Source organism: Streptomyces sp. NPDC004610 (genome assembly GCF_040609715.1).
In the GTDB taxonomy this organism is placed as follows: domain Bacteria; phylum Actinomycetota; class Actinomycetes; order Streptomycetales; family Streptomycetaceae; genus Streptomyces.
In genome coordinates this window covers 195,572-220,925 of record NZ_JBEXLA010000013.1, presented here as the reverse complement: position 1 = coordinate 220,925, position 25,354 = coordinate 195,572, and the positions used below count along the sequence as shown (strand labels likewise).

General features: G+C 68.8%; 21 protein-coding genes. 8 read left to right on the top strand and 13 right to left on the bottom strand.

Annotation, left to right across the window (positions count from 1 at the left end):
- Positions 1-70: 70 nt before the first annotated feature.
- Together ABZX40_RS17375 and ABZX40_RS17370 are read right to left on the bottom strand one after the other, a co-directional pair.
- The gene (locus ABZX40_RS17375) at positions 71-235 is read right to left on the bottom strand and encodes a hypothetical protein (protein ID WP_356009025.1); all 165 of its coding nucleotides are present in this window, start codon (positions 233-235) and stop codon (positions 71-73) included.
- Between the two features lie 178 nt (positions 236-413).
- Positions 414-671, bottom strand: a complete 258-nt coding sequence (locus ABZX40_RS17370; protein ID WP_355751240.1) for a hypothetical protein — start codon at positions 669-671, stop codon at positions 414-416.
- A gap of 320 nt (positions 672-991) precedes the next feature.
- On the opposite strand from ABZX40_RS17370, the gene ABZX40_RS17365 reads away from it, so the two are divergent.
- A complete protein-coding gene (locus ABZX40_RS17365) occupies positions 992-2,338 on the top strand; it encodes a tetratricopeptide repeat protein (protein WP_355751237.1) in 1,347 nt (448 codons plus the stop codon).
- Between the two features lie 118 nt (positions 2,339-2,456).
- On the opposite strand, the gene ABZX40_RS17360 is transcribed toward ABZX40_RS17365, so the two are convergent.
- The 9 genes from ABZX40_RS17360 to ABZX40_RS17320 form a co-directional block, all read right to left on the bottom strand.
- Positions 2,457-3,203, bottom strand: coding sequence for a TrmH family RNA methyltransferase (locus ABZX40_RS17360; protein WP_355751234.1), 747 nt, complete (start codon positions 3,201-3,203; stop codon positions 2,457-2,459).
- Positions 3,200-4,420, bottom strand: coding sequence for an HTTM domain-containing protein (locus ABZX40_RS17355; RefSeq protein WP_355751232.1), 1,221 nt, complete (start codon positions 4,418-4,420; stop codon positions 3,200-3,202). The genes ABZX40_RS17360 and ABZX40_RS17355 overlap by 4 nt, the downstream gene beginning before the upstream one ends.
- Positions 4,417-5,235, bottom strand: a complete 819-nt coding sequence (locus ABZX40_RS17350) for a DUF5819 family protein (RefSeq protein WP_355751229.1) — start codon at positions 5,233-5,235, stop codon at positions 4,417-4,419. Before ABZX40_RS17350 ends, ABZX40_RS17355 begins: the two co-directional genes overlap by 4 nt.
- Positions 5,236-5,434: 199 nt before the next feature.
- The gene (locus tag ABZX40_RS17345) at positions 5,435-5,764 is read right to left on the bottom strand and encodes a rhodanese-like domain-containing protein (protein ID WP_355751242.1); all 330 of its coding nucleotides are present in this window, start codon (positions 5,762-5,764) and stop codon (positions 5,435-5,437) included.
- Between the two features lie 96 nt (positions 5,765-5,860).
- Positions 5,861-6,664, bottom strand: a complete 804-nt coding sequence (locus ABZX40_RS17340) for a J domain-containing protein (RefSeq protein WP_355751226.1) — start codon at positions 6,662-6,664, stop codon at positions 5,861-5,863.
- 80 nt (positions 6,665-6,744) lie between these two features.
- Positions 6,745-8,166, bottom strand: coding sequence for a DUF2252 domain-containing protein (locus tag ABZX40_RS17335; RefSeq protein WP_355751223.1), 1,422 nt, complete (start codon positions 8,164-8,166; stop codon positions 6,745-6,747).
- A 465-nt stretch (positions 8,167-8,631) separates the two neighbouring features.
- Positions 8,632-11,109 (bottom strand): ABC transporter permease, encoded by a 2,478-nt coding sequence (locus ABZX40_RS17330; RefSeq protein WP_355751220.1) that lies wholly within the window; start codon positions 11,107-11,109, stop codon positions 8,632-8,634.
- Positions 11,103-11,840, bottom strand: coding sequence for an ABC transporter ATP-binding protein (locus ABZX40_RS17325; RefSeq protein WP_355751217.1), 738 nt, complete (start codon positions 11,838-11,840; stop codon positions 11,103-11,105). Before ABZX40_RS17325 ends, ABZX40_RS17330 begins: the two co-directional genes overlap by 7 nt.
- Positions 11,837-12,073: a hypothetical protein gene (locus ABZX40_RS17320; RefSeq protein ID WP_355751214.1), complete on the bottom strand. Its 237-nt coding sequence runs from the start codon at positions 12,071-12,073 to the stop codon at positions 11,837-11,839. The genes ABZX40_RS17325 and ABZX40_RS17320 overlap by 4 nt, the downstream gene beginning before the upstream one ends.
- 175 nt (positions 12,074-12,248) lie before the next feature.
- On the opposite strand from ABZX40_RS17320, the gene ABZX40_RS17315 reads away from it, so the two are divergent.
- Together ABZX40_RS17315 and ABZX40_RS17310 are read left to right on the top strand one after the other, a co-directional pair.
- A complete protein-coding gene (locus ABZX40_RS17315; protein WP_355751211.1) occupies positions 12,249-13,550 on the top strand; it encodes a sensor histidine kinase in 1,302 nt (433 codons plus the stop codon).
- Entirely contained in the window at positions 13,523-14,182 is a 660-nt protein-coding gene (locus ABZX40_RS17310; RefSeq protein ID WP_355751208.1) for a response regulator transcription factor, read from the top strand. Before ABZX40_RS17315 ends, ABZX40_RS17310 begins: the two co-directional genes overlap by 28 nt.
- Positions 14,183-15,504: 1,322 nt before the next feature.
- Here ABZX40_RS17310 and ABZX40_RS17305 read toward each other — a convergent pair.
- Entirely contained in the window at positions 15,505-16,983 is a 1,479-nt protein-coding gene (locus tag ABZX40_RS17305) for an NB-ARC domain-containing protein (RefSeq protein ID WP_355739267.1), read from the bottom strand.
- 339 nt (positions 16,984-17,322) lie between these two features.
- On the opposite strand from ABZX40_RS17305, the gene ABZX40_RS17300 reads away from it, so the two are divergent.
- A complete protein-coding gene (locus ABZX40_RS17300) occupies positions 17,323-18,759 on the top strand; it encodes a DNA phosphorothioation-associated putative methyltransferase (protein WP_355739264.1) in 1,437 nt (478 codons plus the stop codon).
- Between the two features lie 25 nt (positions 18,760-18,784).
- Here the strand turns inward: ABZX40_RS17300 and dndA are convergent, their stop codons facing one another.
- A complete protein-coding gene (gene dndA / locus ABZX40_RS17295) occupies positions 18,785-19,927 on the bottom strand; it encodes a cysteine desulfurase DndA (protein WP_355739262.1) in 1,143 nt (380 codons plus the stop codon).
- A 273-nt stretch (positions 19,928-20,200) separates the two neighbouring features.
- Here dndA and dndB point away from each other — a divergent pair, with 273 nt between their 5' ends.
- From dndB to dndE, 4 genes are read left to right on the top strand one after another with little or no spacing between them, the layout of a single operon-like run.
- Entirely contained in the window at positions 20,201-21,340 is a 1,140-nt protein-coding gene (dndB, locus tag ABZX40_RS17290; protein ID WP_355739259.1) for a DNA sulfur modification protein DndB, read from the top strand.
- A complete protein-coding gene (gene dndC, locus ABZX40_RS17285; protein ID WP_355739258.1) occupies positions 21,337-22,941 on the top strand; it encodes a DNA phosphorothioation system sulfurtransferase DndC in 1,605 nt (534 codons plus the stop codon). The genes dndB and dndC overlap by 4 nt, the downstream gene beginning before the upstream one ends.
- A complete protein-coding gene (gene dndD / locus ABZX40_RS17280; RefSeq protein WP_355739255.1) occupies positions 22,928-24,955 on the top strand; it encodes a DNA sulfur modification protein DndD in 2,028 nt (675 codons plus the stop codon). The genes dndC and dndD overlap by 14 nt, the downstream gene beginning before the upstream one ends.
- The gene (dndE, locus tag ABZX40_RS17275; protein ID WP_355739252.1) at positions 24,945-25,322 is read left to right on the top strand and encodes a DNA sulfur modification protein DndE; all 378 of its coding nucleotides are present in this window, start codon (positions 24,945-24,947) and stop codon (positions 25,320-25,322) included. Before dndD ends, dndE begins: the two co-directional genes overlap by 11 nt.
- Positions 25,323-25,354 lie beyond the last annotated feature (32 nt).

Sequence of the window (25,354 nt, the reverse complement as noted above, 5' to 3'; positions counted from 1 at the left end):
CTCTCCTTGTCGGTCGGGTGCCTTGCTGGCCCGTCCGGCCACCGCCGTCGTCAAGTGGCCGGACGGGGGTCTACTGGGGGTTGTCGGGCTTGTGCTGCGCCAGCTCGGCCGCTGCCCTCTCGGCGGCCTGCCGCGCGAGCGCCTGCAACTGGGGGTCCAGAGCCGGATCCTTGGCGGCGTTGACCGCCGCTCCGAGATCCCCGATCAGGCCGAACAGGTCGTCGTCGTTGCTCATCTCGTGCACTTTCTGTTTGGGTCATGCCCAGCCGCGAAGGGGCAGTCGGGTGTTCGGGTGCCCGGCACGGGCGTGGTAGGTCATGGAGGCCAGTACGACGCGCACGCCCAGGGCGTTGCCGTCCCGTCCGACGGCGCGGAGCACTTGGTGGAGCAGCCGGCACGTCTTGCGGGGACGCTCACCGCTCGCCCTCGGTGAGCTGCTCGTACAGCGCGACCTGTTCGGCTGCTTCCTGACACAGCTTCGGCCAGGTGGCCGCGCACACCGTGTGAGCGAGCCTCCATGCCGAGTCGCTGGAATTGCGCGCCCCGTACTTCTCGTGCAGCACGGACACGTGCGCGCCGTACGGCGGGGTGGCGTACCAGTGCGCGGGTTCGCCCTGGGGGGAAGGCTGTGACTGGAAGTACGTCCAGCCTTTGGGGAGAGTGGCGCCCATGTGCGTTTCCTTGTCCGGGGGAGAGTGGGTGTGGGTCCCGACGCGCGTGGCAGGGGGTGCGCGCACGAGCCGGGACCCCTTCCCGCCGCTGGTGGCTCAAGCCACGGGCAACGGGGGACTCGCGGAGGTGAGGTGCGCCGTGTCGGTGGCCCGGCAGTGGGGGTGTTGCCGGATCACCTGTCGTGCCTGGTGACTCCCGCACGCCTTACGTATCGCTCTCATGACTCTAGGCAACTGGCTCGTGACGCAGAGCGGTACCGTTGAGCCAGTACCAGGGCTTAAGAAATTAAGATCCACACCAGCGCCGGGGGCGAGAGTCAGTGAAGACTCCCAATCTGAATTTGGACAGGCTGCATCGGGAGGCCGGGTGGACGCAACGGCAATTCGCGCTGTCGGTGAATCGGATCGGCGCAGAAAGAGGTATGCACCTAAAGTACAAAGAGCCGTCCGTAAATCAATGGCTCAAGGGACACTTACCTCGTGAGTCAGTTCGCCTCATTGTCCTTGAGGCGTTGGCCCGCCGACTGAATCGGGCGGTTTCGCATATCGAAGCCGGCTTCCCTGCACCCGCCGCACCCGCAACCTCAGAAATGGGGATAGTTCAGGAACTCGTCGAGCTTGGGAGGCTTGATATGGACGCGGCCCGTCGCAGCGTGCTTGGCGCCGGAATTTTCTCGACCGCAATGATGATTCCCAACTGGCATGATGCCGTAGAGAGAATCACCGCCGCCGAATCGGGCAGGGTGCGACGCATCGGGAACGGCGAGATCGCGATGGTTGTTGCCATGACGCAACAATTCTCCGATCTTGACTACCAATTTGGCGGTCGGGATACCCGCCCGACAGCGGCGGCGTTCATCGTGAACACGATTGCACCGTATCTGACCGCGGAAGGGTCGGACTCCGTGCGCGGCAAAATGCTCTCCGCCGCCTCCGACCTCTGCTATCTGACAGGATATATGGCCGTTGATGAGGGGCAGCAAAATCTGGGGCAGCGCTACTATCTGAAGGCGATGGAACTGGCGAGGGCGTCGGGCGACAGGAACGCATATTCCCTTGCGCTGCATGGCATGAGTTCCCAGGCCCTTCAGTTGGGACATAGCCGAACAGCGCTTCGGCTGACTTCTGCGGCAATGAATGAAGGAAAGTCGATCGAGTCCAACCTGCGGGCCTTTCTGGCCGGGCAGCGTGCATATGCCAGCGCCTTGACAGGCGACCAAAGGTCAGCGTTGGCCTTCCTTCGGGAAGCGGAAACAGAGATCGGCAGGACAAATGCTTCCAGCAGGGTAGTGATGGGACACTACCGGGACGCCGTTCTGGAGTACGACATCGCACAAGTGAAATACGGGCTAGGGGATACGGCCGGTTCTGTGCGGTCACTGAAGCGATATGCCTCTTTGCAGAACAAGCGTCATCGTCGCCGGGCAGTCCTGGATGGGGCAACACTCGCAGAACGGCAGATGAGCATGGGCCATCTGGAAGCTGCTTGCGCGACGTGGAGTCAGGTAATGGACGACTACCCGTTCGTACAGTCCGGCCGCGCTGATCAGAGAATCAACTCAATGAGAAGGTCACTCAAACCGTTCCTCACGAATCCTGCCGCACAGGCCCTTCATGAGCGAGCGCGCGAGATGTTGCAGCGAGGCGTACCGCGCAAGGACGTCTGATGAAGTGCCGTACACGCAGAAATCCCCGAGAAAGCCGATGCCCCGTCAAAGCCCGCTCACAGCAACGCCGCAGCCCTCCGCATCCGGCAAAAGCCCCGTAACCCCGCCCCCGCCCCCCTCAGGCGGGCCGCTTCCCCAAGCTCCAGTGATACAAGGCCATCGCCACGCTGGTCGCCAGGTTGTAGCTGCTGACCTGGGGGGTCATCGGGAGGGACAGGTGGTGGGCGGGGCGGGAGCGGAGTTCCGGGGACAGGCCCGTGCGTTCCGAGCCGAAGGCGAGGACCGCGTCGTCGGGGAGCTTCACGTCCCGGAGGTCCTCGCCCTCCGGGTCCAGGGCGAACAGGGGGCCCGGAGGCAGGTCGGCGACCGCCAGATGCTCGACCGCCGTCGCGAAGTGCAGGCCCGCCGCCGCCCTCACCACCGTCGGGTGCCAGGGGTCCAGCGTGCCCGTGGTGATCACGCCCGTCGCGCCGAAGCCCGCCGCCAGCCGGATCACCGCGCCCGCGTTGCCGAGGTTGCGCGGGTTGTCGAGGACGACCACCGGGGCCGGGCGGGGCAGCCGGGCCAGCCGCTCCCGCTGGGCCGCCCGCGGCGGGCGTACCGCGAGGGCGGCCACGCCGGTCGGGTGCGGGCGCGGCACCAGCGCGCGGTACGCCGGTTCCGGGACCTCGGTGAGCAGCGCGGCCAGGCGGTCGGTGAGGTCCGGTGCCAGGTCGGCCGTCAGCGCCAGGGTCGCCGTACGGTCCGTGGTGACCGCCACCGGGACGGCGGCGCCGAAGCGCAGGGCGTGCTTGAGGGCGTGGAAGCCGTCCAGCAGGACCGAGGAGTCGGCCGCCCGGTGCCAGGCGCTCAGCGGGTCGTTCATGCCGGGAAGCCTACGGGGGTGGTGGGGGGCGTCTCCTCCTTCCCCTCCTTCCCGTCCTTCCCCTCCTCGTCCTTGTGCGTTCGTCTTGCCCGGCCGGGCGTCAGGCGGGACGCGAGGCGGCCCAGGCGCCGCAGGAACGAGGTCGGGAGGAAGACCAGGTCCGCCGCGATCATCGCCAGGGAGAAGAACGGCAGGCCCAGCACCACCGCGATCACCGCGTGCTCGGTGATCATCGCGGCCAGCAGCACGTTCTTCGCCCGCCGGTTGAGCAGGGCGAACGGGAAGGCGATCTGGACGAAGACCGTCCCGTAGGTGATCACCATGACCAGGGTGCCGCTGGCGGTCAACAGGTCGCCGAGGGCGGCCCAGGGGGAGAAGTAGTCCAGGTTGAGCGGGTAGTAGACGGCGGTGCCGTCCTGCCAGCGGGAGCCCTGGATCTTGTACCAGCCGGCCGTGGCGTAGATCAGACACGCCTCCGCCATCATCACCAGCAGTCCGGCGTTGTGCAGGATGTTGGCCAGGATGTCCAGGAGCGTGCGCGGCTGGGCGCCGTCCGGCAGGCGCCCGGCGGCCCACCACAGGGCGGTCCCGGCCAGCACCCCCCACAGCAGCACCGGCACCGTCCACTCGCTGTCCAGCCGACCCGAGACGGTCACGGCCAGGAGGGCGAGGGCGAGGACCGTCCACAGGACCGGGCCCGTGCGGTCGGTGACCCGCTCCCCGCGCGCGCGGGCCGCCGCCGTCCGGCGCGCCCGGCGGGCGTCCAGCGACCAGACCCGGCCGCAGCGCACGAAGACCAGGTACAGGGCCATCAGATGCAGCACGTTGTCGCCGCCGTCGCCGACGAAGACACTGCGGTTCTGGAGCGACAGCACCCCCACCATGAACAGCGCCGACATGGTGCGGGTGCGCCAGCCCAGCAGCAGGAGCAGGGCGGAGAGGGCGGCGAGGGCGTAGACCGTCTCGAACCAGACGGTGCTGCCGGACCAGAGCAGCGCGGTGAACGCGCCGTTCATGCCGACGAGTTGCTCGGCCAGTTCCTGACTCCAGGGGCCGTCCGGGCCGTACAGCTCCGCGCGGTGCGGGTACTCGCGCAGCAGGAACAGCAGCCAGGTCGCCGCGAACCCGATCCGGACCACCGCGCTCTGGTACGGGCCGAGCGGGCGCTCGGTGACCTGGCAGATGGCGCGCGAGACGGCGAGCGAGAAACGGTTCATCCCATGTCCCCCGAGCCACCCGTGCCACCTGTGCCACCTGTGCTCCCCGAGCCTTCGGAGTCCCCCGTGCGCTCCCCGGCGGGCACCTGCCACCAGGGCAGCACCCGGTGCACCGGCTCCAGGGATATCTCCTCCTCGCTCCAGGACGGCGGCGCCACATTGGTCGTGCTGGAGCGCACCTGGACCCGTTCCACGGCCCCGCCCTCCCCCGCCGCGCCCTCGCGCACCAGCCGCAGCACCACCAGCCGCCGTACATAGGTCTCGGCGAGGGTGCCGCGCGGGCCGGTGGCGCGGTTGTCGCCGTCGTGGGTGGCGGCGTAGTAGTCCCAGGCGCGGCGGAGCGCGTTCTGCTGGGTGTGGCTGGGCAGCGGGTTGCCGTCGATGGCGCGGCCGTCGGCGGCGGACAGGTCGTACCAGCCGGTGGTGCGGACGGCGCCGTCCGGGGTGCGGATCTGGGCGCGGACCTGGACGGCGACGTTCTGCTGGAGGGGGTTGGGGGCGAACAGCTTCCAGTTCTGCTCGAACTCCGGGTAGACCCAGTCGTCGATCGTGGCGGCGTGCTGCTTGCTCACCGTGTTCGACGGGGCGACGTGCAGGAACACCATCCCGAGGTGGACACAGACGGCGACGGCGACGGCGGCGAGCGCGAGGGCGACTCCGACGCGGTAGGGGAGGGCGAGGGTCGCTATGCCGGATACGTCAGATATGGCGGGGGTGTCGGGTATGCCGGTGCCGGGGTCGTCCTCGGGGGGCCTGGACGGGGGTGCGTCCAGGGGTGTCCCCGGCTCCTGGGGTGCCGCCTCGTCCGCGTCCATGCCGCCCCGCCCCGTTCCCGTGTCCGTCCGGCCCGCACTCCGCGCCGACGGCGCTCGAACGCGAACGGTACTCAGCCGGGCGCCGCCCCGCACACCCCCGCAGGCCAGCCGGGCCAGGCCGCCTTGGGGGTGCCTGGCGCCTGCTTGGATCCGGCCTGGACCCAACCTGGAGCCTGCCTGGATCCGGCCCGGATCCGGTCTAGAGAACGAAGCCCGGTTCGCCGCCGTCCGTCACGACGGGGCGGCCCTCGGCCTCCCAGATCTGCATCCCGCCGTCCACATTGACGGCGTCGATGCCCTGCTGGGCGAGGTACTGGGTGACCTGGGCGGAGCGGGCGCCGGAGCGGCAGATCACATGCACCCGCGCGTCCTGCGGCGCGGCCTCGGTCAGCTCGCCGTACCGTGCGACGAACTCACCGATCGGGATGTGCAGCGCCCCGGCGGCGTGACCGGCCCGCCATTCGTCGTCCTCCCGTACGTCCACCAGGAAGTCGCCGTCCTTGAGGTCCCCGACCCGCACGGTGGGCACACCAGCTCCGAAAGTCATGGGGCCGACGCTACCGGACCCGGCCCGGGTGGTGCGGGGCGGCCGGCGGGGCGCCGACGGGGTCGGTGGCGAGGGCCTCTACGGAGCCGCCGCCTCCGCCGCGAGGTCGGCCTCGCGGCGGGCCACCTCGGCGATGAGCTGGTCGGCGATCTCGTCCAGCAGTCGGTCCGGGTCGTCCGGGGCGAGCCTGAGCATCGAGCCGATGGCGCTCTCCTCTAGCTCCTTGGCGACCACGGTGAGCAGTTCCTTGCGCCGGGCGAGCCATTCGAGGCGGGCGTACAGCTCCTCGCTGCCGATGGGGGCGAGATCCTTGGGGCGGGGTCCGGCGGCCCACTCCTCGGCCAGTTCGCTCAGCTCGGTCTCGTCGCCGCGCGCGTACGCGGCGTTGACCCGGGTGATGAACTCCTCGCGCCGGGCGCGCTCGTCCTCGTCCTGGGCGAGATCGGGGTGCGCCTTGCGGACCAGTTCGCGGTAGCGGCGGCGGGCCTCGTCGCTGGGGCGGACCCGCTGCGGGGGCCGTACCGGCTGGTCCGTGAGCATCGCGACGGCCTCGGGGAAGAGCCCCTCGCCGTCCATCCAGCCGTGGAACAGCTCCTCGACGTCCGGCATGGGCATGACCCGCGCCCGCAGCTCCTGGGCCGTGGCCAGATCCTCGGCGGCACCGCTGCGGGCGGCACGGGCCTCGGCGATCTGCGCGTCCAGCTCTTCCAGGCGGGCGTACATCGGGCCGAGCTTCTGGTGGTGCAGCCGGGAGAAGTTCTCCACCTCGACCCGGAAGGTCTCCACCGCGATCTCGTACTCGATCAGCGCCTGCTCGGCCGCCCGTACGGCCTTCTCCAGCCGCGCCTCGGGCCGCGTGTCCTCTGCTTCCGGGGTCATCATCCGCCCCAGCGTAGGCCACGGGACCCCGGCCGGGGCGGGGAGGGAGGACAAGGCCCCGGCGTACCCTCGCCGACCTCCGCTCACACCCCCCTCTCCGCGGCCACCCGCCCCGTCCTCACCGCCTTCACCAGGTCCGCGTGGTCCGCTTCGGTGCGGTCGGCGTAGGTGACGGCGAACGCGGCAAGCGCCTCGTCGAGTTCCTCGTTCTTGCCGCAGTAGCCGGAGAGCAGCCGGGGGTCGGCGCTGTGGCTGTGGGCGCGGGCCAGGAGCGCGCCGGTCATCCGGGCGTAGTCGTCGAGCTGGTCGGCGGAGAGGGCGTGCGGGTCCACGCTGCCCTTGCGGTTGCGGAACTGGCGGACCTGGAAGGGCCGTCCGTCCACCGTGGTCCAGCCGAGCAGGATGTCGCTGACGACCTGCATCCGCTTCTGCCCGCTCACCACCCGGCGCCCCTCGTGCGCCACCTCGGGCACCTCGAACCCGGCGGTCAGCAGCTGCGGCACCAGCGCGGACGGCCGCGCCTCCTTCACCTGGAGTATCAGCGCCTCCCCGCGATGGTCGAGCAGCAGCACGACGTACGAGCGCGTCCCCACGCTGCCCGTGCCGACCACCCGGAACGCCACATCGTGCACCGCGTGCCGGGCCAGCAGGGGATGGCGGTCCTCGGGGAGGGAGGCGAGATACCCCGCCAGCGACGCCACCACCGCCGCCGCCTCCGCGTCCGGCACCCGGCTCAGCACCGGCGGCGCCGCCACGAACCGGCGTCCGCCGTCCTCCGTCGGCTCCGTGGACTTCGCCGCGAACCGTCCGCTGGTGTTCGCCCGCGCCTTCTGCGAGACCCGCTCCAGGGTGCCCAGCAGATCGTGGGCGTCGGTGTGCGAGACGAGTTCCTCGTCGGCGATGGCGTGCCACGCGTCCAGCACCGGGAGCCGGGCCAGCAGCCGCATGGTGCGCCGGTACGCGCCGACCGCGTCCCGCGCCGCCGCCCGGCAGACGTCCTCGCCCGCGCCCGCCTCCCGCGCGGCCAGCACCAGCGACGCCGCGAGCCGCTTGAGGTCCCACTCCCAGGGGCCGTGCGCCGTCTCGTCGAAGTCGTTGAGGTCGATGACCAGCCGGCCGCGGGCGTCCCCGTACAGACCGAAGTTCGCGGCGTGCGCGTCGCCGCAGATCTGGGCGCCGATCCGGGTCATGGGGGTGCGGGCGAGGTCGTACGCCATCAGCCCGGCGGAGCCGCGCAGGAACGCGAACGGCGTGGCCGCCATCCGGCCGACCCGCAGCGGGGCCAGCTCCGGGATCCGGCCCCGGCTGGACTCCTCGACCGCCGCCACCGCGCCGGGGCGCCCGGCGTCGATGTCCAGCAGGGCGTGCGAGCGCCGCGGCACCCGCTCGCGCAGCGCCCGGCCCTCCTCCTTGGGTGAGCCCTGCCCCTGAGCGGGCCGCCCGGCAAAACCGGCCACCCACGGAATCCGCGCCTCGGCCTCACCCACGGCCATCGCCTCCCCCATACACGTGCCGCACACGTGCTCACTCGAACATCGACTCGTCGGGGAACCGTACAACCGCCGACCGTTTCTCGTCAGATCCGGCGCCCGTCCCGGTGATCGACGCGGCCCGCCACAGGGGCCAACCGCTGAACCCCGCGGATGCTCCACGAGTACGACACGCTGCCCGCCCCCCCTCGCGACGGCCGCCGACTCGACTCGCTCATGACGACGGAAGAACAACGCACGACCACCGGCACCCGCCCCCGCCCCCGACTCCCCGACCCCCCTGCCCGCCTCCTTCACCACCGGCCCGGCCCGCCGGATGGCCGCCCACCGCGTCCCCGGCGTGACCGTCCGACGCCGCCCGTGCTCCGCCAGGTAGGCGAGGTGCTCCTAGATCCGGACGCCGACATCAACCACTGTCCGACTTCGGGACACTGACGCGCGCCACCTGACCCTGGCCCCCCTCGACCAGGACCACCCCACTCACCCCACCCACTCCCTCACTCCCGCACCCCCGCCAACCCCACCGCCCGCCGCCCGCCGCCGCAGCGACAGCCCCGCCGGGGCCACCGCCGAGACGACCGCGAGGACCGCGCACGCCCCGACCGCCGCGCCGAGCGTCCCCCAGGGGATCTCGATCGGCGTCCACACCGAGAGCAGCCCCAGCGCGCCCCACATCCCGAGCAGATTCAGCCCGGCGACCAGCGCGCCCAGCACCCCGCCGACGGTGACGACCATCAGCGCCTCCGCGCCCACCAGCCGCAGCAGCTGCCACTTGGTGGCCCCGGCCAGCCGCAGCACCGCCAGATCGCGGACCCGGTCGGAGGTGGCCATGACCATGGTGTTGGCCAGCGAGATCCCGGTGTAGAGCAGGGCGATCCCGAGGACCAGGAAAAAGCCCATCGTGGTGGTGCGGTTGGTCTCGCGGTAGGTGGCCGCGACCCAGGCGTCCCGGTCGAGCACCCGGGCCCCGGACGCCCCCGCCGCCGTCCGCAGCGCCTCGCCCACGGCCGCCGCGACGGCCCCGTCCGCCACCCGTACGTCGACCCGGTCGACCGGCGCGGAGGGGGCGTTGCGCGGGGTGACGTAGACGCCGTTGTCGCCGGTGCCGGTGGTCATGACGGCGGCGACGGTCAGCGACTTCCTCGTGCCGTCGCCGAGCCAGATGTCGACCCGGTCGCCGACGGTGTGCCGCTCCCACTCCTCGTTGACGATGATCGAGTCGTCGTCGAGGGCGTCCACCCGCCCGGCGGCCAGCGGCAGCGAGGCGGTCGCGGCGAGCGCGTCCGGCTCCACGGCCCGCGCGTCGGACCGGATCAGCGCCACGCCCTCCTCCAGCACGTACACCGCGCTGGACGCCCCGGCGGCGGTCTCGGCGCCCGGCACCGCCGCGAGCCGCCGGACGGTGGCGGCGTCGAGGCCGGTGTCCGTACCCGGGGTGACGACGTAGTCGGCGGTGGTCCGGTCGCGGACCTCGGTGGCCTTGGCCTCGTCGAGGGTGGCGGTGGCGCCGAGCAGCGAACCGGCCAGCGCGACGGTGACCAGCACGGGCGCGGCGACGGCGGCGGTGCGGCGCACCCCGGCGGCGGCGTTCTCCCGGACCAGCATGCCGCCCGCGCCGGGCAGTTGGGCGGGCAGCCAGGCGACCAGCCGGGTCAGCGGGCGCACCACGACCGGCGCGAGCAGCGCGACCGCGGTGATCAGCAGCATGGGCCGGCTGACGTACGTCTTGCGCTGGAGCAGTTCCCCGGGGTTGGTCGCCAGGGCCAGGACCAGGGTCGCGGCGGCGGCCAGCAGCAGTGCCCCGCCGGTCAGCCGGCGGCCCCGGGTCATCGCGCGGGTGTCCACGGACGCCTCGCGCAGCGCGTCGGTGGGCCCGGTGCGCCCGGCCCGCCAGGACGCGGCGACGACTCCGCACAGGGCGACCAGCAGGCCCGTCCAGAAGGCCAGATGGTACGGCCAGGTGTAGTCGCCGATGGTGAACCAGCGGGGGGCGAGTTCCTCGTCCACGGCCCACGCGGCGAGTTTCGGCGCCCCGTAGGAGCCGAGCACGCAGCCGGCGGCGAAGGCGAGCACCCCGACGAACAGCGCCTCGGCGACGACCATCCGGCGGATCTGGCCCGGGGTGGCCCCGGCGGTCCGCAGCAGCCCGAACTCGCGGCGCCGCTGGGCGACGGCGAAGGCGAAGGTGGAGGCGACGACGAACACCGACACGAACCCGGTGACCCCGCCCGCCGTCCCGAACATGGCGTTCATCGCGGTGAGCGCCTCGCTGTCCCGGTCGGGATCGGCGTCGGCGAACCGCCGGTCGCCCCCGGTGAGCACCCGCGCCCCCGTCCCACCGACCACGTCCCGCACGGCCGCCGCACCGGCGTCCACGACGAGCTGAAGACTGACGGGAGCGATCGCGGCGGCCCGCTCATCCTCGTAGAACAGGGCATCCTCGAACCCGAGCCCCCGCACGGCCCCGACGACGGTCACCGCACCCCGGTCGGTCCGGACCCGCTCCCCGACCCGCGCCCATTCCCCGGCGACGACGACCTCCCCGGCCCCTTCCGGCGCCCGCCCGGAGACGATCTCGTACGGGGCGAAAGCGGCCACCCCCCACGGATGACCGACCAACTCCTCCGGCCCGCCCTCCGCCCGTACGGCGAACGACCGGTCCTCGACCACGGCCCCCAGCTCCCGCAGCCCGGCGACGACCTCCCCGGGCACGGGCCGGGGCGCGGCCAGATCCTGGCTGCGCTCGCCGATCGGGGTGGGCACGGTGAGCGTGTTCTGCCCCTGGACGACGACCGGCGCGGCGGCGAACCGCTCCGGCCCCCGGTCCGGGGCGTCCAGCGAGGAGGCGAGGGCCAGCCCCATCACGGCGATCAGCCCGACGCCGAGCGAGAGGGCGACGAAGCTGCCGACGAAGGTGACCCAGCGGGTGCGCAGGGTGCGCAGGGCGGTGCTCAGCACGGCGTGGCCTCCAGCTTGGTCATCCGGGAGGCGATCTCGTCGGCACCGGCCCCGACCAGTTCGCCGTTGACCCGGCCGTCGACCAGGAAGACCACCCGGTCGGCGAAGGCGGCGGCGACCGGGTCGTGGGTGACCACGATGACGGTCTGCCCCTCCTGGTCGACCATGCCCCGCAGCAGGGTGAGCACCTCACGGCTGGTCTGGGAGTCCAGCGCGCCGGTCGGCTCGTCGCCGAACAGCACCTCGGGCCGGGTGATCAGGGCGCGGGCCAGCGCGACCCGCTGCTGCTGCCCGCCGGACAGCTCGCTCGGCCGGTGCCGGGCCCGGTCGCCCAGCCCGACCTGCGCCAGCACCTCCCGCAGCCGCGCCTTCGGCACCCGCTTCCCGGCCAGCCGCAGCGGCAGCGCCACATTCTGCTCGGCGGTCAGCGAGGGCAGCAGATTGAACGCCTGGAACACGAACCCGATCCGCTCCCGCCGCAGCAGTGTCAGCCTGGTCTCGCTGAGCTTGGTCAGCTCGGTGCCCCCCACACTCACCGACCCGGCCGTGGGCCGGTCCAGCCCCGCCGCGCACTGCAACAGCGTCGACTTCCCCGACCCCGAGGGCCCCATCACCGCGGTGAAGGTCGCCCGGGGAAACCCCAGGGAGACCTGATCCAGCGCGGCGACCGCGCTGTCCCCGGCCCCGTACAGCCTGCTGACGCCCCGCAACCGAACAGCGTCGTCACTCATCCCTCTGTCCCCCACAGGTCTCGGCATCCTCTCGAAAATCCGTCCACCGCCCAGCCGCCCCGCCGTTCGATCAGCGGGAGGGCCCGTTCGATGTGCCCGGCGAAGCGCCCGCCCCGGCGCATCGAGGCCGGCACCAGCCCGTGCCGACGCCGCCCGACGACGTATCCGGCGAGGTTCCCGAGCAGCGCGGCGAGCGGCAGCGCGGCGAGCGGAATCCCCGAACTCCCCCACATCCCGGCGCACTCCACCACCCACCCCCCCTCGTCATCTCCGGCTCCCCCACTCAACCGCGAGCCCCCGCCCGGCACATTGCGGCAGAACAGACACTCCGGGTAGTGCCGGCCCTACCCCCGCCCCACCCCCTGGCCCGATGGTGCGGGCCCGCCGCCTGGCCCTACCGTGACCGGCATGACCGCCGGAACGCACCCCCGTACCGTCTGGCAGGCGATATCCGGCCCCGGGTTCGTGAGGTCGCTGTGGCCGTGGCGGTCGGTGGCCTATCTGCTGACCGGGGCGCTGGCCGGACTGGTCACGCTGGTCGGGATCGTGGTCGCGGTGGCGGTCGGCGGGGTGCTGGCGATCATGCTGGTGGGGCTGCCGCTGCTGGTGCTCACCGCGCTGGTGGGGCTGCCGGTGGCCTGGCTGGAGCGGCGCAGGCTGGGCCTGGTCGATCTGGACCCGGCCCCCGACCCGCACCGCCCGGTGCCCGGCCGCGGGGCCTGGCGCCGGCTGCGCTCCCGGCTGCGCGAGCCGTCCACCTGGCGGGAACTGGGGTACGCACTGCTGTTCGCGGTGCTGCTGTGGCCGGTGGACGCCCTGGTGCTGACCATCGCCCTGCTCTCCCCCCTCTCCCTGGTCACCACCCCGCTCCAGATGGCGTTCATCGGCGGCGGCGAGGAGGCCAAGATCCTCAAGGCGTGGACGGTGACCGGCTGGCCGGCCGCGTGCGGGGTCGCCGTCCTCGGGGTGGTCCTGCTGGCCCTGTGCGCCTATGTCCTGGGGCTCGCCGCCGGGGCCCGCGCCGAGCTGACCCGGCTGCTGATCGCCCCGCGCGACGCCGATCTGGGCGCCCGGGTGGTCGAACTCTCCCGCTCCCGCGTCCGGTTGGTGGACGCCTTCGAGGCCGAGCGCCGCCGCATCGAACGCGATCTGCACGACGGGGCGCAGCAGCGCCTGGTGGCCCTGACCATGACGCTGGGCCTGGCCCGGCTGGACGTCCCGCCCGGCCCGCTCGCCGACCAGCTCGCCACCGCGCACGAGGAGGCCGGCAAGGCCCTGGCCGAGCTGCGCGAGCTGATCCACGGCATCCACCCCAAGGTGCTGGCCGATTACGGCCTGGTGGCCGCGGTCACCGACGCCGCCGACCGCTCGGCGGTCCCCGTGGACGTCGCTCTGGACCTGACCGGCCGGCTCCCCCGGTCCGTGGAGTCCGCGGCGTACTTCGTGGTGTGCGAGGCGCTCGCCAATGTGGCCCGGCACAGCGGCGCCGACCGGGCCGAGATCAGCGGCGGCCACCGGGACGGCCGGCTGCTGCTGCGGGTCCGGGACAACGGCCGCGGCGGCGCCTCGCCCGCCTCCGGCACCGGTCTGACCGGCCTTGCCGACCGGGTGTCGGTCCTCGATGGCAAACTCTCGCTGTCCAGCCCGCCGGGCGGACCGACCCTGCTGTCCGTGGAGATCCCTTGCGAGTGGACCGAGCCCTGCGCGTAGTACTGGCCGAGGACAGCGTGCTGCTGCGCGACGGGCTGATCGCCCTGCTGGAGCGCTGCGGCCACCAGGTCGTGGCGGCGGTCGGCGACGCCGAGGCCCTGATCGCCGCGGTCGGCGAGCACGATCCGGACATCGTCCTCACCGATGTTCGGATGCCCCCCGACTTCCAGGACGAGGGCCTGCACGCGGCGGTCCGGCTGCGCGAGGCCCGCCCCACCCTCCCGGTCCTGGTCCTCAGCCAGTACGTCCAGCGCACCTACGCCTCCGACCTGCTGGACTCCGGCGACGGCACCGGCGTCGGCTATCTCCTGAAGGACCGGGTCGGGCAGGTCGAGGAGTTCACCGAGGCCCTCGGCGAGGTCGCCGCGGGCGGCACGGTCGTCGACCCCGAGGTCGTCCGCCAGTTGCTGCGCCGCCGCCGCGACCCCCTGGAGCGGCTCACGCCCCGCGAGCGCGAGGTGCTGGGCCTGATCGCGCAGGGCAGGTCCAACAGCGCCATCGCCCGTGAACTGGTCGTCTCCGAGGCCGCCGTCGGCAAGCACATCAGCGGCATCCTCACCAAGCTCGACCTCCCCCCGGCCGAGGAGACCCACCGCCGCGTTCTCGCCGTCCTCGCCTACCTCCGCGCATGACACAGATCACACCGGACCCCTGAGAGCTTCCTCACAGCCGGGGAGGTACGGAAACGACGAAGTGGGCGGCATCGCTGCTGCGATGCCGCCCACTTCATGTGGTTGGTGGTGCACCGACGGAACTCGCTGGTCAGGGTCGATATCGGGGCCGTGAAGATCGTTTCCCGCGCTGCACTCCCGATTTTCCCACATCCCTGGCCATCAGGGCGCGGGCAAGGCTCACGACAGGAGCCCGCTGCCCTCACCACGCTCCCCGTGGACCATGCGCTGCCACATCAGTGTGGGAATGTCCACCATCAGCGCGGTGTACAGGGCCTCCACACCACTCCCCAGAACGAGGACTGGCAACGCTGCGCGACGACCAGCAGCCGCGCATGATCAGCGGTGGTCTGGGACCGTACGAGCCTGGTGAGTACTCCGACGACACCCAGATGTAGGTCTGGGTGTCGTCAGCAATGAGGATGCCAGTTCAGGTCCGGCGGGCGGGCGCTGTACGACCCGCGCCCGGGCGACCCTGCCCCGCTGGGACTGGGGCCAGGCACTCCCTGATCAGCCCACCGTGGCCCCACAGTGGAAGTCGCTGGCAATCGCGTCAAGGGCCTCCGGGGTGCGCAGATCTGCACCGTCGGCCGCGACCTTGGCGATGCAGAATTCCATGGCCCGCGCCACAGCAGTCGTGGCAGCCCGAGGGCATTGACGAGTTACCGGGCTATTCGCGAGTGCGCCTGAGGCAGCGCGTAATGAGCGTGGCCACCACATGGAGAGCGAAGGCGGCGGTGGTGCCAAGCGTGGCTGGCCCCTCAGGGACGTATCCAGCGACCATCGCCAATAGCAGGCCGGACGTCACAGGCCCGGTGATCTCCAAAGGCTGAGGCCAGCGCCACTGCCACGAGATCGTTCGCCATCTAGCGTCGCGTCCTTCGATGGGGGTGCCCTGGGTGCTGCTCATTCTTGCCCTCCCGGTCTGAGGTGCCGGCGTTCCGGCACGACGACCACTTTGGAGGAGCCACGAGCGCACGCCAAAGAGCATTTCCGCAGGTCAGGCGGTATGTCGCCTTAACGGCAGGGGATAACACTGCGGCGGGGGTGCCTTTTCCGCCGCTGCAATCCTATCCGGTGGCGTCAAGGTGTCAGACCGCCTGATACCGATTTGGGATGGTAATACGTAGGCGAAATACGTCAGTTGCTGCGGATCGCAGTAGTTGGCTGGCGCGCCGCGGACGTCCTGGCGTGCGGGCGGGGCATTCTCGCAATGCGACGCGCAGACTCGCGCAGTACCAGTCGCCCGGGACGGCCGCCAGCACACGGTGCCGGTCGGTGTATCAGGGGCAACTGGCAGCCGCGCCGCTGGCCTTGCTGTGAACCCGCCCCACCTCGTGGCCCTCGTCCGCGCCGGAGCCCGTTTTAACGCGGGCAACTGGTTGAGCGCGACGAGCGGGCAGCCTGATGGACACACCTAATCCCCTGACCGACGAGCAGCTCTCCGAGATCGAGGAACTTGCCAGTGCTGCGACTCCCGGACCTGGTACGTGCGTCAACTCGACGACGACTTCGCCATGAGCCTTGTCTCCATCGGCCACTGTCCCCCGACACCGGGGGCCGGTGAACGCTGGCCAGACTTCGACCACCGCCAACTCGTGGCCCACACCCTGGTCCAGCAGCCACGATACGTCGACGTCGCGGACGAACGCTGTCGGTACCCGGGTACAACCAAGCCGACGAAAGAACCGCTGCCGCTCCTCCGGAAGATCGCGATACGAGAGATCGAAGGTCGCGGCCACCGCTCGCTCCCCGGCCCGTATTTCCCGAAGCCGATCCCGCGCGACCAGCAGCCGCCCCCGCAGATCCTCGGCACTCCAGGCGGGATGGTGCCGCAACCGCGCGGCGAGCAGAGACACCCCGAGCGGCAGACACCCGCACAGCCGCACCAACTCCTCCAACACGGCCCGGTCGAAACTCTCCGCAGGCCGTCCGCTGAGCTGCGTGAACAACGCGATCGCATGCTCCGGTGGCAACGCCTCAACGGCCATCACGACCTCCTCGTACGCAGCCAGCCGCCGACGACTGGTCACGAGCACGAGGCATCCGTTCCCTCCCGGCAGCAGCGGCTCCAGCTGCCGATAACTGGCGGCGTTGTCGAGGATGAGCAACGCCTTTCGATCGGCCAGCCGACTCCGCCACATGACTGCTCGTGCCTCGGTGACGGCGCCGATGTCGTCCCCAACTGGTGTCTGCTGGGTCGGCACCCCAGTGGCCGCGAGCAACGAAGCGAGCGCCTCCGTCGCCTGCACCGGATTCCGCCCCGGCGTATGCCCGTTCAGGTTCACGAACAACTGCCCGTTGGGAAATCGCTCAGAGAGCACGTGGCCGGCGTGCACCGCGAAGGTCGTCTTTCCGACCCCGGGCATCCCGTCGATCACATGGACCGGCAGCGACTGCCCGTTCTCCTGCGACGCCGCCACAGACCGCCTCAACAGGTCGAGCTCCGCAGCCCGGTCGGTGGAGGCGGCAGTGTCGCGCGGCAGCGAACGCAGCACGAGCGCGCCCCGGCGTCCCGGAACCGTCATAGGCCCGCACGAGTGGTTCCGCGTTGCTGTCGCTCGCCCCGATGTCGGCAACATGGCGAGCAGCGCAGTGAACCCGGCCAGGACCACTCCGAGCATGACGAACGACAACCACGCGTGTTCCTGCATCCACCCGAGCCAGGCCGGCCAGTGCGACGTCTCGGACACGGCGTTCGTGACCAGACCCACGAGCATCGTCGTGGCGACACTACCGCCGGCTACGACGGCGGTCGCCATGCCGCGTCTCAATCTCATACGGGCACCGTGCCGTTGCCATCGGGTCGGACGAGCTCACGCGGAACCAGTCTGGACACCAAGAGAGCCCCGAGATCGACTCCCCGACTGTCCAAGGGCATCAAGCACTCGCCGCCTGGTCAAGGACACCTCACGCCAACATCGGCGCCACCAGTCTCTGCTTCCGATCGGTTGGGCCTTGAAGTGTTTGCCCTGAGCCCTCCGAACGGCCAAGACCGCGTCCGCGCCTTCTCTCACCCCGCCCGAAGTTCCTGAAACTGCGCTGAAGCGCCGACCCACCTGGCTATCCTGCCAAGGTCACGTGAAACACGGTGAGGCGCGATGCAGGAGTCATGGAATAGCGACCGTCGACGCACCGCCATCGGCCGCGCCGCACTCTCCGTGCCCGCGCGCCAAGCGCTCGCCGACCGACAGCTCGCGCCGGACCGCACAGTCCTCGACTACGGCTGCGGACGCGGTGGAGACGTTCGCTCTCTGGAAAGACTTGTCTGCCAGATCGCCGGGTGGGATCCGTACTACCGCCCTGAGACGAGACTCGCGCCCACCGACGTCGTGCTGCTCACGTATGTCCTCAACGTCATCGAGGACCCCTCCGAACGCCGTCAGACCCTCAAGCAAGCCTGGGAGCTTGCCCAGACGGTGCTCATCGTGTCCGCCCGGCTCACGTGGGAAAAGTCCAAGGTTCGAGGCGAAGAGTTCGGCGACGGACTACTCACCAGCAGGCAGACCTTCCAGCACCTCTTCGGTGCAAGCGAACTCCGGAACTACGTCGAACAGGTCACCGGTACCCGGTGCGTATCCGCTGCTCCAGGCATCGTCTACGCCTTCAAGGACGATGCCGCGCGCCTCGGCTACCTCGCGCACCGGATCGTCCCGGATGCCGAGTGGCTTGCCTCTGAAGACACCGCCTCAGCGATCACCGCCCTCATTGACCACGTCGAGCGCCGGGGGCGCCCGCCAAGGGTGGAAGAGATGCCGCGCAACGTGGCAGAGCTCCTGGCGCATCTGAAGCCCGGCGAGCTGAAGCGGCTGGTCCGCGACTCCGCCGATCCCGGGAAGGTCGTCGAGGGAGGCAAGCGCACTACCCTCAACACGCTGCTATTCCTCGCCGTTGAACTCTTCAACGGCCGCGGCCCGTTCAGCAGCCTCCCGTTCAGCGTCCAACTAGACGTCCGGGCCTTCTTCTCCTCGTACAAGGAAGCCTGCCTGCGCTCCGACCGGCTACTCCTCAAGCTCCGGGACGACACGTACGTGCGCGGCGCGATGAATGCTTCAGCCATCGGAAAGCTGACCCCGACCGCCCTCTACGTGCACCGTCGGGCTATCGACCACATGCCGACCATCCTCCGCCTGTACGAGCACTGCGCGTCGATCGCGGCAGGCCGTCCCCAGGAATGGACCATCGCCAAGCTGAAGCACCAGGGACGCGCAGTGAGCTGGCTCGACTACCCAGAGTTCGACACCGACCCCCACCCACGGATCTCGTCCTCGTACCTCGTAGACCTGACGACCTTGGAGACCTCACACATCTCCTACGCCAACTCCGCCAACCGCCCGCTGCTCCACCGGAAGCACGAGTTTCTGACGCCGGACGACCCGTACGCCCCGAAATACGAGCGCCTGACGCAGGCAGAGCTTAGAGCCGGCCTGTACGAACGCCCACACCTCATCGGTACCGAGAACGGGTGGGAAGCCGAGCTGATCCGCTGCGGACGCGAGTTGCGCGGCCACCGTCTGGTGCACCGCGCAGCTGACTGATTCCTTACCTCGGGCCCGGTCCCCCTCAGGAAGCGTCGGGCTGCATCCGTACGACTGTCGCCGCGAACTCCTCCGGGTCGAAGTCCGCGACCTGGCTCGGGAACCAGGAGAAACGAAGCCCGTTAGTGGCCACCTCTTCTGGCAGTCCCATGGCAGTCAGGACGTGGCTCGGCGTGTAGGAGGCGCTGGTGCACGCGGACCCAGTAGCGACCGCGATCTGATCCTTGACCCGGACGATCAGCGCCTCTGCGTTCAAGCCGTCGAAGGTCACATTCAAGATGTGCGGTACAGAGTGATCCGCGTCGCCATTGATATGGAAGCGCGTCTTGCCGAACGCAGCGAGCATGCGCTCCCGCATCGCGAGAGCCTCGCGCTCCCAGCGCACCTGCCCCTCCTCGAAGATCTTGGCCGCCTCGTAGAACCCCATGATCAGTGGCACGGGGAGCGTCCCTGGCCGGAGCTTCCTCTCCTGCCCCCCGCCGAACATGATCGGCTCCAGCGGAGCCCTGTCCCATCCCCGGCGGCGAGTGACAAGCGCACCCACGCCCTTCGGGGCCCCCACCTTGTGGCCGCTGATGCTGATCATGTCGATGGGCGCTTTGAGGTCCTCTGGGACCTTCCCATACCCCTGCGCGGCATCGACATGGAAGTAGGTCGGCGTCTTCCGCAGCTTCTCGGCAAGCTCTGCGACAGGCTGGATAACACCGGTCTCGTTGTTCACATGCATGAGAGAGACCAGCAGGGTGTCCGGACGCAGTTTCTCGAGCACGGCCTCCGCGGTGATCCGTCCTGATGGCCCCGGCTCGAGGAAGTCCACCTCGAAGCCCTTGCTCTGCAGATGCACGAGGGGCTCGATGACCGCCTTGTGCTCGATGGCGGAGGTGATGATGTGCCGCCGCTGGTGCTTCTCGCCGTACGGCGCCATCCCGAGGAGGGCGATGTTGTTGGACTCGGTCGCTCCGCTGGTGAAGATGACCTCTTCCGTCTTGGCTCCGACCGTTCCCGCCAGGAATGTCCGCGCTTCCTGGACCGCCTTCTTGGCGCGGGTCCCGTACTCGTGGGTACGACTGCCGGCGTTCCCGAAATCTTCGGTCATCCAGTGAAGGACCACGCCAGCTACCCGGGGGTCGACCCGCGTCGTCGCCGCCACATCCAGATACGCCACCACAACAGCCACCCATTTCTGAGACGTTTTCCTATCACCACGTACGTCAATCAGTTAACGTACACGCCTAAGGAGTTAACGCGCAGCAGGACGTCTCACGTGCGTCAACACCAGACGTGCCACCCGTCATCCTCACGGATGGCAATAGGTGAAGACGAGCACGCGCGCTTCGTCGGTCACGTGCACTACCTCCACTGTGACCTGCACACATCGGAGGACACCTTGGTACGTCAACCGAGGGACAGCAATGAGCGTCAGTACGTTAAAGTTGCCGAAGTGGAGAACGAAGCTGCGGCACCTGCGACCCGAGTCGTCGCCCCACGTACATCCACAGGGTTCGAGTACACCTTCCCCGCGATCCGCGGGATTCAGGCAGGTCGAGAGTTCTACGTCTCAATGTGCCCCCTGCGCCTGATCCCCAAGATCTTCATCTTCGACGAGGACGAACTTCCCCCTGAGCTGCGGGCGCAGCGCGTCCTCAACAAGGGACGTCTCCCCGCCCTGTCCAAGTACATCCTGGACAATCCGGGCGATTACGTCTTCAGCGCTCTCACCGCCTCCGTCGACGGCGACATGGACTTCGAGAGCCACAGCACCGATGGCGCCGGCTTCCGCACCGGCCAGCTCCACATTCCCATGGACTCCCGATTCTTGATCAACGACGGGCAGCACCGCCGCGCCGCTATCGAGCTCGCGCTCAAGGAGAACCCCGATCTCGGCGAGGAGACGATCGCCGTCGTCTTCTTCCATGACGATGGTCTGGCTCGGTCGCAGCAGATGTTCGCTGACCTCAATCGGCATGCGGTCCGCCCGGCACGCTCCATCGGTGTCCTCTACGACCACCGGGACCTCGCCTCCCAGGTGGTCCGTGTCATGGCCGGACGATCAAGCGTCTTCAAGGGCTACGTCGAGATGGAGAAGAGCAACCTCTCGGCCCGCTCCCGGATGATGTTCACCCTGAGCGCCCTCTACTACGGCACCCAAGCCCTCCTTCAGGGCTTGGATCTCAAGCCGGAGGCTGCTACAGATCTCGCCCAGTCATACTGGGAGGCGATCGATGAAACCATCCCGGAATGGGCCATGGTCCGCAGCAGGGACCTCTCCGCCAAGGAGATGCGCCGCGATTTCATCCACAGCCACGGCATCGCCCTCCACGCCCTCGGACGCATCGGAAACTCCCTGTTCCGGGATTCCACCGCACCTTCCAAGTGGAAGAAGCAGCTCACCCCACTCAAGAAGGTGGATTGGACCCGGTCGAACACCGACTGGGAAGGACGTGCCATCGTCGGTGGCCGCGTATCAAAGAGCCACCAGAACGTGACCCTGACCGTGACCTACCTGCGTAACCACCTTGGCCTCGAGCTCAGCTCTGAGGAACAGCGGGTGGAAGACGCTTACCTGCGAGGCGCAGCATGACCACCCCTCTGCCTCTTGGCATCCCCTCTGTCCGGCGGTTGGCGTTCGACGGCCGCTCGCTCAACGAGGTCGAAACCGAGCTGACTGATGAGATCCGCGAGCTGTACACCGCGGACGATGTCCCCTGGGTCATCGGCTACAGCGGCGGCAAGGACTCCACTGCCGTCCTCCAGCTGGTCTGGACAGCGCTCAAAGACATGCCGGCCGAGAAGCTCACCAAGACGGTTCACGTCATCAGCACAGACACCCTGGTCGAGAACCCTGTGGTGGCCGCCTGGGTCACCACGTCCCTAGAGGCGATGGAGAAGGCAGCTACCGCACAGGGTCTGCCCGTCGAGCCGCACCGTCTGACCCCCGAGGTCAAGGACACCTTCTGGGTCAATCTCATCGGCCGCGGCTACCCGGCCCCCCGCCCGAAGTTCCGCTGGTGCACCGAGCGCCTGAAGATCAAGCCGTCGAACTCGTTCATCCGGAACGTCGTCGCCGCCCACGGCGAGGCCATCATGGTGCTCGGCATCCGTAAGACCGAGAGCCAGGCTCGTGCCCGCGCGATGGAGAAGCACGAGAAGCGGCGTGTACGCGACCGTCTCTCCCCCAACGCGAATCTCCCCAACTCGCTCGTCTACAGCCCAGTCGAAGACTGGACCAACGATGATGTGTGGGAATTCCTGATGCAGAAGCCCAACCCTTGGGGCTACAACAACCACGACCTGCTCAGCATGTACCAGGGTGCCTCCGAGGATGGAGAGTGCCCGCTCGTCGTCGACTCGACCACCCCGTCCTGCGGTTCCAGCCGCTTCGGCTGCTGGACATGCACTCTGGTCGAGCAAGACAAGTCCATGACAGCGATGATCCGGAACGACGAAGAGAAGGAGTGGATGACTCCACTCCTGGAGCTGCGGGACAAGCTCGACTCTCCCTTCGGGTTCGTCGAGGACAAGAAAGACCCTGACTATCAGCCGGGGAAGAAGCTCCCTCACCCTCGGCCCGACAAGCCAGCCCGTGACTTCCGCCGTATGAACGGCCAAGTGAATATCTTTGAGCGTCGCAGCGACGGTGAGGACGTTATCGTCCATGGCCCTTACCTCCAGAGGTACCGGGAGGAATGGCTCACGGAGCTACTGACCGCACAGACCTGGATCCGTGCCAACGCCCCGGAACACGTCAGCAACATCGAGCTGATTACCCTCGATGAGCTTCACGAGATCCGGCGCATCTGGGTCTTCGACAAGCATGAGGTTGAGGACTCCGTACCGAAGATCTACCAGCAGACCACCGGCGAGAACTTCCCTGGCGGCCCGCTCGATGAGCAGCTCGTCATGGGCGCCGACGAGATGGACCTCCTGAAGGAGATCTGCGACGGCGACGAGCTGCACTACGACATGGTCCGCGAGTTGCTCTCCGTAGAGCGCAAGTACCGCACCATGGCCAGGCGTTCCGGCCTCTTCCAGGCACTCGAAGGAGCCGTGCAGAAGGGCTTCTACGAGGATCGCGATGACGCATTCGCCTTCGCCCAGCGCAAGAAGAAGTGGCGCGAGGACGTAGACGTAGCAACCAACCCGACTCTCGACGAAGAGACCGACATCAATGCTTCTGCGTAAGATCACCCTCGAAGAGTTCGGGGCCTATCGGGGTAAGCAGTCGCTTGACCTCACCGTGAAGAATAACAAGCCGATCATCCTGATCGGCGGTCTCAACGGTTGCGGCAAGACGACCCTGCTCGATTCCATCCAGTTGGCTCTGTACGGCCCTCGCGCCAGATGTAGCGGCCGGGGCAACAAGTCGTACGACACTTTTCTCCGCGAGAGCATCAACCGCCAGCACGACCCCACCCGCGGCTCGTCGGTCACCTTGGAATTCACTGTCACAGTGGATGGCAAGGAGCACTACTACAAGGTCATCCGCAGCTGGCACACCAGCGGGAAGTCCCTGAAAGAGTTCCTCAACGTCTTCGTAGACGAGGACTACGAAGACCAGGCCAGCCCCGGCCACCGAGCCGAGCCCGACGCCAAGTTCAACCGGCTGCTCAGCGAGGGCTGGGCAGATCACGTTGAGGACCTCCTCCCCCTCGAGGTTGCCTCGCTGTCTTTCTTCGACGGCGAGAAGATCGAGTCCCTCGCGGACCCGGAGCGTGCCGCCTCGGTCATCGAATCTGCTGTTCACTCCCTGCTCGGTGTGAGTACCGTGCAGCAGCTCCGTACCGACCTCCTTGCACTGCAACGTCGCCAGAAGCTGTCCGACGAGGAACAGCACCTGATGGACAGCATCCAAGCGCAGGAGAAGGAACAGAAGTCCGTCCAGACGCAACTGGACATGGCCTCTCAAGACTTGGCGCAGCGTGAGTCTGAACTGGGCAAGGCTAGGCGCGAACTTGACTCCCTGGAGCAAGAGTTCAAGAACGCAGGAGGTAGCCTCTTCGAGCGTCGCGTAGAGCTTGAGCAGGAGCACAAGCGGGCTACCAAGCGACTGACCGAGCTCCGTTCGACTCTGGTCCAGATCGCCGCCGGGCCACTACCCCTGCTGATGATGGGCTCGCAGCTGAAGGATGTGCGTAAGCAGGCGAAACACGAGATGGCGGCCGCGGAGGCTGGTCAAATCCTCGATGTCCTGGTGGAGCGCGACGAGTGGCTGCTCGCCCTCCTGCCAGAAGACACGAAGGCCGAGGTCGTAGGGAAACTTGAGGAAGACCGGGCGAAACGCTCGAAGTCGACCACCCTGAAGGTGGATCTCAATCTCCCCCACGACGCCTTGGCCCAGCTCTCCGTGTTGGATGAAGTTCTCGTGCGCGACAAGGACCGAGCTACCGAGCTCCTCACCCTGACCGCGTCTGCCGCTGAGGAAGTAGACCAGCTCGACCGGCAGTTGGCGGGTGTCCCAGAGCAGAGCACCCTGAAAGCCCTCCAGGCGGCGCGCGAGGAGCAGCTCCGGGAGTTCTCTCGCGTCCAGGCAGAGGTCACCAGAGACGAGCAGCGGGTCACCGAGCTGAAGCGGCGCCGCGAGTACGTCACCGCTGCTCTCGAGCGGGCCCACAACAACTTCGTACGGACCAAGGTCAAGGCCGAAGAAGTCGAACGCATCATCCGGTACTCGGAGAAAGCCCGCGGCACGCTGGAGCGCTTCGGAGAAGTCCTGCTCCAGCGCCACATCAGCCGCCTCGAGGTCGCCGTGCTGCAGAGCTTCAAGGAGCTCATGCGGAAGCAGGGCCTGGTCCAGGACCTGCATATCGACACCGACAAGTTCACACTCGCCCTGTCCGACTCCAATGGCAAACCGATCGACCCAGGCCGCCTCAGTGCTGGCGAGCGACAGATCCTCGCGGTTTCCCTTCTCTGGGGGTTGATGAAGGTCGCAGGCAACCGCCTGCCCAGCGTCATCGACACCCCTCTCGGCCGCCTTGACAGCCGCCACCGCGAGCACCTTGTCGACCGCTACTTCCCGTACGCCAGCGACCAGGTTCTGCTGCTCTCCACCGACGAGGAGATCGACGAGTACCTGCTTGGCCGCCTCAAGAAGTCTGTGGCCCGCACCTACACCCTGGTTCACGACGACTCGAACTTCACCACCAGTGTCGTCGAGGGCTACTGGTGGAATGCAGGAGCACAGAATGTCGCTTGAGAGCATCCGTCTCGCCATCCCGAGCAAGGACCGCCTGGTGCGCCTCAAGCGCACCACCGGCATCTCCCAGTGGAACGTCCTGTGCCGCTGGGCCCTGGCCCTCTCCCTGGCAGACGCTTCCACCCCCCTGGTCAAGGACGTCGTTACCGACTCCAACGTCGAGATGTCCTGGAAGACCTTCGCCGGCCAGCACGGCGATCTCTACCTGGCCCTCCTCAAGCAGCGCTGCGTCACCGATGGCCTGGAGCCGACGGACGAGAACGTCTCCAAGACGCTCACCATCCACCTGGCGCGGGGGATCGGCTACCTCGGAGCGCACAAGGAGATGACGACGATCGAGGGGTTGATCGGATCCGTCGCAAGCTAGCAAAGTACTTACGAGATAGCTGACTTCACGCC